We start from the raw sequence: 9,857 nt of genomic DNA, 5'->3' as shown, positions 1-9,857 counted from the left end.
ATCGCACCGCGGGCTAACCCGCGCCGTGCGGCCTGTCAACGGCCCGGAGCCGGCGCCGGACGCCAGTAGCGTGGCTGGTCAGCCCGCCGAGGAGACGCCGTGACGAACATCCCCGAACGACGCAGCCCCCGAGCGTCGTCCGCCTACGTGACCGTCTCGGTGGTGATCCCCGTGAAGGACGACGCCGTCGCGCTCGCGCGATGCCTCGCCGCCCTGGCGGGCCAGACACGGCTGGCCGACGAGACGATCGTGGTCGACAACGGCTCGGTCGACGCCTCGGCCGACGTCGCCCGCCGTGCCGGTGCGCGCGTCGTGGAGTGCGCACGCCCGGGCATACCCGCGGCCAGCGCACTCGGCTACGACGCCGCAACCGGAGCGGTCATCCTCCGCCTCGACGCGGACTGCGTCCCCGACGCGACGTGGATCGAGATGGTCGTCGCCGCCTTCACCCGCCGTCCGCACGTCGCGGCGTTCACCGGCGGTGCGCGCTTCGTCGACGGACCGCGGATGCTGCGCCGTCCGCTGGCCTTCGCATACCTCCTCGCCTACACCCTCGTCACGGCGCCGGCACTCGGGCACCTCCCCCTCTTCGGCTCGAACGTGGCGCTGCGCCGGGAGGCGTGGATCGACGTGCGCTCGGCCGTGCACCGGCACGACGCGATGCTGCACGACGACGTCGATCTCGCGTTCCACCTCGGCGAGCGCCACCGCATCGGGCGGCTCCCCTCGGCGGCGATGGGGATGTCGATGCGGCCCTTCGCCAGCCTCTCGGGGTTCAAGCGGCGGATCGACAGGGGATTCCGCACGGTGACCGTGCACTGGCCCCACGATTTTCCGCCCCACCGGTGGCGTCGGGTCGCGATTCACCGACGCAGCGCCCGGCGCGGTCGTGCCCTGTCGTCGTCAGCACGATGACCGGCGTGATCGGACGGGTCGACGCGCCCGAGCTGCATGTCATGACCTACAACATCCGCCGACGCCTGGGCATCGATCCGCGTCCGGCCGACCGGTGGTCACGACGGCAGGAGCCCCTGCGCGCCCTGCTCGCCGCGGAGCTCCCCACGATCCTCGGCGTACAGGAGGCGATGCCCGATCAGGCGGCCTTCGTCGCCGCCGCGCTCGGGCCGCGCTATCGCTCGATCGGCCGTGGCCGCAATCGCGATGGACGCGGTGAGGCCTGTCCGCTGTTCTACGACGCGGATCGGCTCGAGCTGATCGAGGCCGAGCAGACCGCTCTGTCGGCGCAACCCGACGAGCCCGGGTCGCGATCATGGGGATCGGTCGTGCCGCGGATCGTCGTGTCGGCCATCTTCCGTGACCGCGCGACCGATGCCCGCTTCCGTGTCATGAACACGCACTTCGATCCGTTCTCCGCGGCCGCACGCGTGCGCTCGAGTGAGATCGTGAGAGGGGCGGCGGCAGAGGCCTCGGAGCCCGTGATCGTCATGGGCGACCTCAACGCCGCGGCGTCTTCGCCCGCGCTGCGCGTGCTGTTGTCCGGCGGAGTCCTGCGCGACGCGTGGGCGAACGCCCGAACGCACCTCACCCCCGGCTGGGGCACCTTCGTGAACTATCGTCGGCCGCGCGCCGACGCTCCCCGCATCGACTGGATCGTCGTCACGAAGGGCGTACGCGTGCTCCGCGCCGCGATCGACGGCGAACCCGTCGACGGTCGTTGGCCGTCGGATCACCTCCCCGTGCACGCCGTCGTCCGCGTCGATGAAGGCGGCGCGGCCCGATGATCGAGAACTTCCTCCGGCCGCCTCGCACGATCGGCGATTATGCCGCCGACGCCGTGCGGGTGATCGGCGCGCTGAGCGTGATCGTGGCAGCGATCTGGTTCACCGCCACCGACGCCGGCATCGTCGCGCTGACACTGCCGGCGCTGGTGGCGCCCCGGTTCCTCGGCCTGCGTCCGGCTTTCGACCTGCTGACGTCGGTGACGATCCTGGTCGCGGCGTGGAGCAACGTCTTCGACCTCTACACCCGTATCGCGTGGTGGGACATCGTCATCCACCTCGTCTGCACGGGCGTGCTCGCCGCCCTCGTGTACGTGCTCTGCGCCTCCGCCGGCATCGTCGCGGCGCCGGGCACGCCGGGCTTCACCGGCCGCGCGGCGGTCGTGCTCGCCACCGCGTTCGGCCTCGCCCTGAGCGCCGTCTGGGAGATGATCGAGTGGCTCGGGAAGACGTTCGTCACCGATGAGATCTTCGTCACCTACGGTGACACGATCGGCGACATGGCCGTCGGAGGTGTCGGAGCCCTGCTCGCGGGCTTCCTCCTCGCGCGTGCACGGCCCACCCGTTCGTGACACACCCCGCGCCCCCGCGCAAGGGAGGGCGCTTCTCGACCGGTGCGCGGTGTGATGGGACAGCACTCGAACCCGAATACCCGGAGGACCCTGTCATGAACCGATTCGCCAAGCTCCTTCTCGTCCTCGGCGCCGCCGCCGGTGTCTTCGTCGGCGTCCGCCTCGTCGTGGCGAAGTACGGGGCGCTGGCCGCCGCGCTGGTCGCCCTGTGGAACGACCCGGAGGTCAAGAAGATCCGTCGGCGCGCCGCGAAGCAGCTCAAGAAGGCGCGCAAGTCGGCCGAGAAGACCGCCCGCAAGGCCGAGAAGGCCGCGCGCAAAGCCGTGAACAGCTGAGAGGGAACACGACCGTGAGCGAGAGAAACCCGAAGGACGACAGCACCGACATCGACGACGCGACGGCGTCGGGCGGCGCCGTCGAAGACGTCGACACGACCGAAGACGACGGCACACCGGTCGAGAACCCCTCGGGCTGACCCCGTCCCACGACGTCAGTCGATGGCCGCGATGTCGACCTGCAGTTCGTTCGCGAGCTGCTCGAGTCCGGCGGCGAGATCGTCGGGATCGGCGGATGCGGCGGAGATCGCCACGATCGTCGCTTCGAACACGCGCCCGCCCGACATCGGCGCGTCCCGCACCTCCGTCGTCATCCGCTCGATGCCGAAGCCGCGCAGGCTGAGCGTCGTCGACACCTCCCGGACGATGCCCGGCCGGTCGTTGCCGAGCACCGAGACCGCGAATCGTCGATCGGCGGAGTCGCGCGATGATCCCGTCGTCGGCAGTGTCACCGTCACGAGCCCGCGGATGTGGGCCAGCGCGGCGCGCAGCGGCGCGACGCGGGCCTCGGCGACCGACACCTCGATGATGCCGGCGAAGGCTCCGGCGAGCTCGGCGAGCTGACTGTTCTCCCAGTTGCCGCCGTGGGCGTCGACCTCGTCGGCGACGGCCGCGACGAGACCCGCTCGGTCGGCACCGACGACGGTCAGGACGAGGGTGGCCATGGGCGCCAGCGTATCGCGCAGGCCGTCGTGAGGGCAGACCCCGCCGCGCGGCCTCAGAGGCCGATGTCAGCGAATGCCGCGTCCATGTGGCGATAGATCTCGTCGTAGCCGGCGTCGTTCGGGTGCAGACCGTCTTTCGCCATCTCGCCGTCGCGCCCCTGGATCCAGGACGAGGCCCCCGGGATGTAGTCGGCGTCGATGCGCTCCGCGGCGTCCTTCACCCAGCCGATGATGGTCTCGAGGCCGTCGGTGCGCTCGGCGGTGTACCAGAACGGCTCGACGACCACGAAGCGCGCGTCGGGGAGCGCGCCGGTCAGGCGGTCGAAGTCGTCGGCGATGCGGTCGCGGATCTCGGTTCCGCGCGCATCGAAACTGAACGCGTCGTTGAGCCCCATCGTGATGACGACGATGTCGGGCTGGGAGTCGATGATGTCGCCGGGGAGGTCGGCGCCGCGCGCATCGCGGTTGTTCACGAACCCGAGTCCGTTCACGCTGGGGTTGTACTCCCGCCATCCGCGGTCTTCGGCGAGACGGGTCGACCATCGCACGTCCGGGGAGCTGGCACCCGTCCCGAGCGTGTACGAGTCGCCGTAGAAGGCCACGAGCGGACGACCGTCGTCGTCCGGCGGTGCCGCCTGCTGCGGGGCGCAGCCCACGAGGGTGAGACCGACGGCCGCCAGTGTGACGGCGAGTATTCGACGCATCCGACCATCCTCCCTTGTCTCGTGCTCTTCGGAGCCGCACCCGGCTCCGGTTTGCCCTCCTCCCCGCGAGCGGCCTCGAGGCCCTAACGTCGGTGCCAGCAGGCGAACTCCGCGAGACGGGAACGACGATGGCCGAGACACGATCACGCATCTCGCACGACGCGGGCTTCTGGGTCGTCGCGGTGTGCTTCACCCTCGTCATGGCGTACTCGACGGTGCCGACGCCGCTCTATCCGCTGTACCAGCAGCAGGACGGCTTCCCGGTGTCGGTCGTGACCGTCGTGTTCGCCGCGTACGCGGTGGGGGTCGTCTTCAGCCTCTTCTTCGTCGGCCACCTCAGCGACGGGGTGGGGCGACGACGGATGCTGGTGATCGCCGTGCTCGTCTCCGCGTTATCCGCCGTGCTCTTCCTCGTGTGGAGCTCCGTACCGGGGCTGATCTTGGCGCGTCTGGTCAACGGGGTGAGCATCGGCGCACTCACCGCGACCGCCACCGCCCACCTCGGCGAACTGCGGTCGCGGGCCCGCCCGAACGAGAATGCGGTCGTCGCCGCGTCCGTATCGGGTGCGGCGAACCTCGGCGGGCTCGCGCTCGGCCCGTTGATCGGCGGACTGTTCGCCGAGTTCCTCCCCGCTCCGCTCGTGCTCCCGCACGTTGTCTTCCTCGTGCTGCTGCTGGCCGCCGCCCTCGTGCTGACAGCCGTTCCCGAGACCGTCGACGTGCCCGCGGAGCGCCCCGCCTACCGGCCTCAGCGGCTGGCGGCGCCTCCCTCGTCTCGGAGCGCGTTCGTCGCCGCCGGTTTCGCGGCTTTCGCGGGGTTCTCGCTCTTCGGACTCTTCACATCCCTCGCGCCGACGTTCCTCGTGGGGACGTTCGATCAGCCCGATCATCTGGCCGCCGGCGCCACGGCGTTCTCCGTGTTCGCCGCGGCGGCCGCCGGGCAGGTCGTGTTCGCCCGTGTGAGGTTGCGCGTGCAGCTGACGGTGGCCGTCACCTGCTGCGCCGTGGGCCTCGTCGGTGTGGCGCTGGGGGCGGTGCTCCCCCAGCTCGCGGTGTTCCTCGTCGGCGGCGTCGTCGCGGGCGTCGGCGTCGGGTTGCTGTTCCGCGCGTCCATCGCGACGGCATCGGGACTGGCCGCCCCGGGTCGACGCGGCGAGACCCTCGCACTGGTGTTCCTCGTCGCCTACTGCGGCCTCGCTCTCCCCGTGCTCGCGGTGGGACTCTTCCTCCTCTTCATCCCCCAGACCACGGTGCTGCTCGTCTTCAGCGCCCTCGTGCTCATCGCCACCGTCAGTGCAGGTCTCGTCATGCGCGCACGGGCGTCGACCCCCTGAGCGACACCCGTCGCCGAGGTGCCGCGATCGGGGGTCGCAGCGCCGCCTGACCGCCCAGAACGCGGCACATCAGCCACCGGCGGTGGTGACGCAGCATCCGGTGTGTATTGTTTATCGATATTCATGCCTCGAATATCGATAGGTGCGCCATGCAACGCAACACGATCCTCGTCCTGAAGATCCTCATCTTCCTCCTTCTCGCGCTGCTCCTGTTCTGTCAGATCGCGGTGGTCCCCGCCGTCGCCGCGCAGTCGGCGGTCCGATACGGTGACGTCGCCTACCTGCAGATACCGGGCATCATCGTGGGGGTCGCGTTCCTCGTCTGCGTGCAGGTCGTGCTGATCTGCGTCTGGCGGCTGCTGTCGCTCGTGCGCGAGGAGGGGATCTTCAGCGAACGGGCGTTCGTCGACGTCGATGTGAGCCTCGGCGCGGTCGGATTCGCGACCCTGCTCGTGCTGGTGGCGCTGGTGACCTTCCTGCTGACCGGCATGTCGACGGCGTCGATCAACCTCCTGTGCCTGCTGGGGATCGTGGTCGGCCTCGGCCTGACCCTGCTCATCGTGGTCATGCGGAGCCTGCTGCGCAAAGCCTCGCAGCTCGAGCACGACCTGTCCGAGGTCGTCTGATGCCGATCATCATCAACCTCGACGTGGAGCTTGCGAAGAAGAAGATGTCGGTGCAGGACTTCGCCGCCGCGATCGACATCACCCCGGCGAACGTGTCTGTGCTCAAGAACGGCCGCGCGAAGGCCGTGAGGTTCTCCACCCTCGACGCGATCTGCCGCGTGCTGGACTGTCAGCCCGGCGACATCCTCGTCTGGGTTCCCGACGACCCGGATGCTGCGCCCGGAGATCGCGGGGACGAGCGGTGAGCGCGACCACGGGCGTGCGACGCGCGCCGAGGTGGAGCGTCGACGCTCTGCGGGCCCTCCGGGAGTCGCCGGCGTGTCCGGTCTGCGAGGTGAACGCGGTGGCCGACAGGTTCTGCCGCGCCTGCGGTGCCGACTTCACCGAGATCGGCGACGAGCTCTGGCAGGTGTCGCAGTCGGCCGCCGACGCCCTCGAGGCGCGCCAGGGCGTACTGGACCGCGTTCCTCTGCGCCCCCGCGTCGCCCCGGCGCCGGCGCCGCGCGCTGCGGCAACGCCACCGACGTCCCGACCGGGCTCGAGCGCGACCGTGCAGTCCGTGCTCGCCCTCGCCGGCGCGGGACTCGTCGCCGTTGCCGCGATCGTCTTCACCTTCTTCAACCCCGACCTCACCGACCGGGCCGTCCGCGGAGCGATCGTCGCCGCGATCACCGTCGTGTTCCTCCTCGGGGCGCGCGTGCTGATGCGCCGCGGTCTGCGCTTCTCCGCCGAAGCGGTCGGCGCCCTCGGGATCGTGTTCGTCGGACTCGATGTGAGCTCGGTCGCCGAACTGACCCCGGCCGGCCAGAGCCCCTGGGTGCTCGCCGCCGTAGGCACGCTCATCGCGGGGGCCGCCATGGGCGCACTCGGTGCGGTCGTGCGGCTGCGGGTATGGCTGTGGGCCGCGGTCGTGGGCGTCTCGCTGGTGCCGGTCATGTTCGGCGTCGCGGCAGGACCGGGCGTGGGCCTCCCGGCGGGAGCCCTCGCCACGGCCGGTGCCGCGTTCGCCCTCATGAGCGCGACCGACCGCCTACGCGCCCGGTTCGACGGGCGCCTCCGTGCCGAACGGATCGCGCTGACCGTCGTGCAGATCGCCTTCGTCGCTATCGCCGTGCCTCCCGTCTGGGTGCCCGACGACGCCAGCGGGCTCTGGGTCACCACCGGAGCACTCGTCGCCGCGGCGGTTCTCGCCCTCCTCTCGGCCAGACATCCGGCCGGCGCCTTCTGGAGCTTCGTCGCGGGATCCGCGGGGGTCGCAGCCGCCGCGATGGTCCCCCTGGCCGTCGCCTCCACAAGCACCGCGTCGTCGGAGTGGGTCGGTCTCGCGGCTGTTCCCGCCGCGGCAGCCGTCGGCCTGGTCGCCGTCGGCGCCCTCGTGCCGACCCCGCACCCCGTTCTCCGCGAGCCCTTCCACGCCGGCGCCTTGGCGGCCATCGCGCTCGCGTCGATGGCGCCCGCCTCGTTCGCGGGCCTCCTGGGGTCAGCCACCGTCTGGGGAGTCGACAGTGAGGACGACCTCTTCGACCCTGCCGTGACGGGGGCGACTGCGACGGGCCTCGCCTCCGTCGCGATCGGGTTGATCGCGTTCGGGCTGCTGTCGATACGTCGCGGCGAGAACCGTCGGTGGGTCGCGCAGCTCGGCGCCTGGTCGGGAATGGCCGCGGCGCTCGTCACCTTGACCTCTACCTCGCTCCCCCTCTGGGTCCGGGTCGCACTCGGCCTCAGCTACGCCGTCGGCCTGAGTCTGGCCGTGATGCTCCCGCGCCTGCTCTCGAGCTCTGCCGCAACGAGGCTGCCGCTCATCGCCGGAGCGCACGCGGCTCTGATCCTCGCCGGGCTCCTGTCCTGGCGCGACGACGCGGTCGTCGTGTGGGCCGGGACGGCGATCGTCGCGACCGTCGCTCTGCTCGCCCGCACCCTGCCCGCCGCCGCGCGCTTCTGGCATGTGGGGGTCGGCTACGCGTACGCCCTCGTCGTCTTCGGCACCGCCCTGCATCAGCTCGGCCTCGGGTCGATCGCCCTGCTGTGCCTGACCACCGCGGTCGGGGGCATCGCAGCGATCGTGGCGACCTTCGTCCCCGCCGTGCGCCCCCGCGCCTGGTGGGCCGTCCTCGTCGTCACCGCGGTGCCGTTCGCGATCGGCGTCGCCCAGGTGGTGTTCGAACGGAGCGGATGGACCGCGCTGTCGACCGCCGTGATCTTCGCCCTCGCCCTGACCCTCGTGCACACCCGGCGACCGGGCCTGGGCGCGGCGCTGCGCACCCTCGCGGGCGCCGTCCTCGTGCCCGCGCTCGCGGTGGTCGCGGTGTGCCTCGGTGCCCAGTTCCTCGAGGTCAGCGGATCGCCCGTCGTCCTGCCGGTGATCGCGGCGCTCGTCGCCCTCGTCCTGCCCTCGCTGCCCACCATCCGCGATGCTCTCGTCGGTCGCGTGGGCGAAACCGGAGCCGCTGCCGCCGAGCGCGGAATCGAAGCATCCACTCTGCTGACGGCGGCCATCGCCGTAGCACTATCGCTCGCCCGCGAGTCGGCGGGCCTCGGGACGACGCTGGTCGTGCTGACGATCCTCGGCGTCGGCGCGGGCGCCGCCGCCCTGTGGGGCCGTCGCCGATACGGCTGGTGGCTCGCGGGCGCCGCCCTCACCGGCGCGCTCTGGTGCGCGTGGGCTCTGTCCGGCGTCGACGCGTTCGAACCGTACGTCCTCCCTCCGACCCTCGGCGCAGCCATCATCGGACTGGTCCTCACCGCGCGCGGCGGCAAGGGGCGCGCTATCTACTGCGCCGGACTCGTTCTCGCCGTCGTCCCGGTCGCCGTCCTGCTGGCGATCAGCGGTTCCGGCGGTCCGGTCGCCGGGCGGACGTACGGACTCGTCGTCGCGGCGTGGGCGCTCGCGGGCATCGGGATGCTGCTGGGCCGCGGCGATTCGCGGATCGCCGAGCGGCTGCGGGGACTGCGCGTGCCGACCTTCGCCGTCGCCGTCGCCGCCGGGGCCGCCGGGGCGGTGCAGGCCGTTCGATGGGGCTTCGCCCTGGACACGGCTCCTCTCTCGGCGACGCCTGACGTCCTCCTCTTCCTTGCTCTCGGCGCGGCCGGAGCGATTCCGGCCGCTCTCGCCGGTCGTGCGCTGCGTCGCGGCGGCGCGGCCGGCTCGCCGCTGGCGTCATCGCGATGGCTGCTCGCCCCGGCGGTGCTGTACATCGCCGCCGCGGCGTGGCCCGCGATCCATCGCGACTGGTTCACGATCTGGACGATGTGGGCGCTGATGGTGGCGGCCCTGGCCATCATGCTCGTCGTCGCCGTTCGTGACCGCTCGAGGGCTACGGGCCTGCCGCCGGTGTGGTTCCTCTTCGTGATCGCCTTCGCCACGGCAGTGGTCGCCTGGAGTCCGCGCGATCTACGGGTGGAGTGGTTCTCGCTTCCTCTCGGGGCGTTCCTCCTCGTCGCGGGCGCAACCGCCCTGGCCGGGAGCGCCGCGGGCGGCGATGCGGCCGCGCGTCCCCGACTCTCCGACTGGCCGCGCGGTTGGCGCGGGTCGTGGGCGCTCCTCGCACCGGGGCTGCTCGTCATGCTCAGCGCCTCCATCGCTGCGACGTACACCGACCCGCTCACGTGGCGCGCGATCCTCGTGATCGTGGTGGCGCTGGCGGCCATCCTGGTCGGTGCGGGCGCACGCGTGGCCGCACCGTTCGTCATCGGCATCGTGGTGCTCCCTGTCGAGAACGTGCTCGCGTTCATGGTGCAGATCGGGCGCGGCATCGAATCGATGCCGTGGTGGATCACGCTGTCGGTCGTCGGTGCGGTGCTGTTGATCATCGCGGTCACCTACGAACGCCGCGACGGCGAGGGGGAAGGGATCGCCGCGCGACTGCGCGACCTCGCGTGAGG

Annotated in this window: 11 protein-coding genes; 9 read left to right on the top strand and 2 right to left on the bottom strand. The window is 71.5% G+C overall.

Going from position 1 to position 9,857, the window contains the following annotated elements; translation table 11 throughout:
• Positions 1-99: 99 nt before the first annotated feature.
• The 5 genes from FVP77_RS04750 to FVP77_RS17140 all read left to right on the top strand — a co-directional run bounded on the left by FVP77_RS04750 (position 100) and on the right by FVP77_RS17140 (position 2,786).
• Positions 100-915, top strand: a complete 816-nt coding sequence (locus FVP77_RS04750) for a glycosyltransferase family 2 protein (protein WP_246133974.1) — start codon at positions 100-102, stop codon at positions 913-915.
• Positions 912-1,742: an endonuclease/exonuclease/phosphatase family protein gene (locus FVP77_RS04745; RefSeq protein WP_147893477.1), complete on the top strand. Its 831-nt coding sequence runs from the start codon at positions 912-914 to the stop codon at positions 1,740-1,742. The genes FVP77_RS04750 and FVP77_RS04745 overlap by 4 nt, the downstream gene beginning before the upstream one ends.
• Positions 1,739-2,311, top strand: a complete 573-nt coding sequence (locus tag FVP77_RS04740) for a DUF2238 domain-containing protein (protein WP_147893476.1) — start codon at positions 1,739-1,741, stop codon at positions 2,309-2,311. The genes FVP77_RS04745 and FVP77_RS04740 overlap by 4 nt, the downstream gene beginning before the upstream one ends.
• Positions 2,312-2,406: 95 nt before the next feature.
• The gene (locus tag FVP77_RS16745) at positions 2,407-2,646 is read left to right on the top strand and encodes a hypothetical protein (protein WP_187266818.1); all 240 of its coding nucleotides are present in this window, start codon (positions 2,407-2,409) and stop codon (positions 2,644-2,646) included.
• A 14-nt stretch (positions 2,647-2,660) separates the two neighbouring features.
• Entirely contained in the window at positions 2,661-2,786 is a 126-nt protein-coding gene (locus FVP77_RS17140) for a hypothetical protein (RefSeq protein WP_281290306.1), read from the top strand.
• Between the two features lie 15 nt (positions 2,787-2,801).
• On the opposite strand, the gene FVP77_RS04730 is transcribed toward FVP77_RS17140, so the two are convergent.
• Together FVP77_RS04730 and FVP77_RS04725 are read right to left on the bottom strand one after the other, a co-directional pair.
• Positions 2,802-3,311, bottom strand: coding sequence for a glycine cleavage system transcriptional repressor (locus FVP77_RS04730; protein WP_147893474.1), 510 nt, complete (start codon positions 3,309-3,311; stop codon positions 2,802-2,804).
• 53 nt (positions 3,312-3,364) lie between these two features.
• Entirely contained in the window at positions 3,365-4,015 is a 651-nt protein-coding gene (locus tag FVP77_RS04725) for an SGNH/GDSL hydrolase family protein (RefSeq protein ID WP_147893473.1), read from the bottom strand.
• A 128-nt stretch (positions 4,016-4,143) separates the two neighbouring features.
• On the opposite strand from FVP77_RS04725, the gene FVP77_RS04720 reads away from it, so the two are divergent.
• The 4 genes from FVP77_RS04720 to FVP77_RS04705 all read left to right on the top strand — a co-directional run bounded on the left by FVP77_RS04720 (position 4,144) and on the right by FVP77_RS04705 (position 9,855).
• Positions 4,144-5,349, top strand: a complete 1,206-nt coding sequence (locus FVP77_RS04720; protein WP_147893472.1) for an MFS transporter — start codon at positions 4,144-4,146, stop codon at positions 5,347-5,349.
• Between the two features lie 149 nt (positions 5,350-5,498).
• Complete coding sequence (locus tag FVP77_RS04715) at positions 5,499-5,975, top strand: DUF2975 domain-containing protein (RefSeq protein WP_147893471.1); 477 nt, start codon at positions 5,499-5,501, stop codon at positions 5,973-5,975.
• Positions 5,975-6,220 carry a helix-turn-helix domain-containing protein gene (locus tag FVP77_RS04710; RefSeq protein ID WP_147893470.1) on the top strand — a complete coding sequence of 82 codons (246 nt, stop codon included), beginning with the start codon at positions 5,975-5,977 and terminating at the stop codon, positions 6,218-6,220. The genes FVP77_RS04715 and FVP77_RS04710 overlap by 1 nt, the downstream gene beginning before the upstream one ends.
• Positions 6,217-9,855, top strand: a complete 3,639-nt coding sequence (locus FVP77_RS04705; RefSeq protein WP_147893469.1) for an SCO7613 C-terminal domain-containing membrane protein — start codon at positions 6,217-6,219, stop codon at positions 9,853-9,855. Before FVP77_RS04710 ends, FVP77_RS04705 begins: the two co-directional genes overlap by 4 nt.
• The last annotated feature ends 2 nt before the right edge of the window (positions 9,856-9,857 follow it).

It is taken from the genome of Microbacterium hatanonis, assembly GCF_008017415.1.
Classification (GTDB): domain Bacteria; phylum Actinomycetota; class Actinomycetes; order Actinomycetales; family Microbacteriaceae; genus Microbacterium; species Microbacterium hatanonis.
The sequence above is the reverse complement of the archived record's forward strand: the minus strand, read 5'-3'. Positions and strand labels throughout refer to the sequence as shown.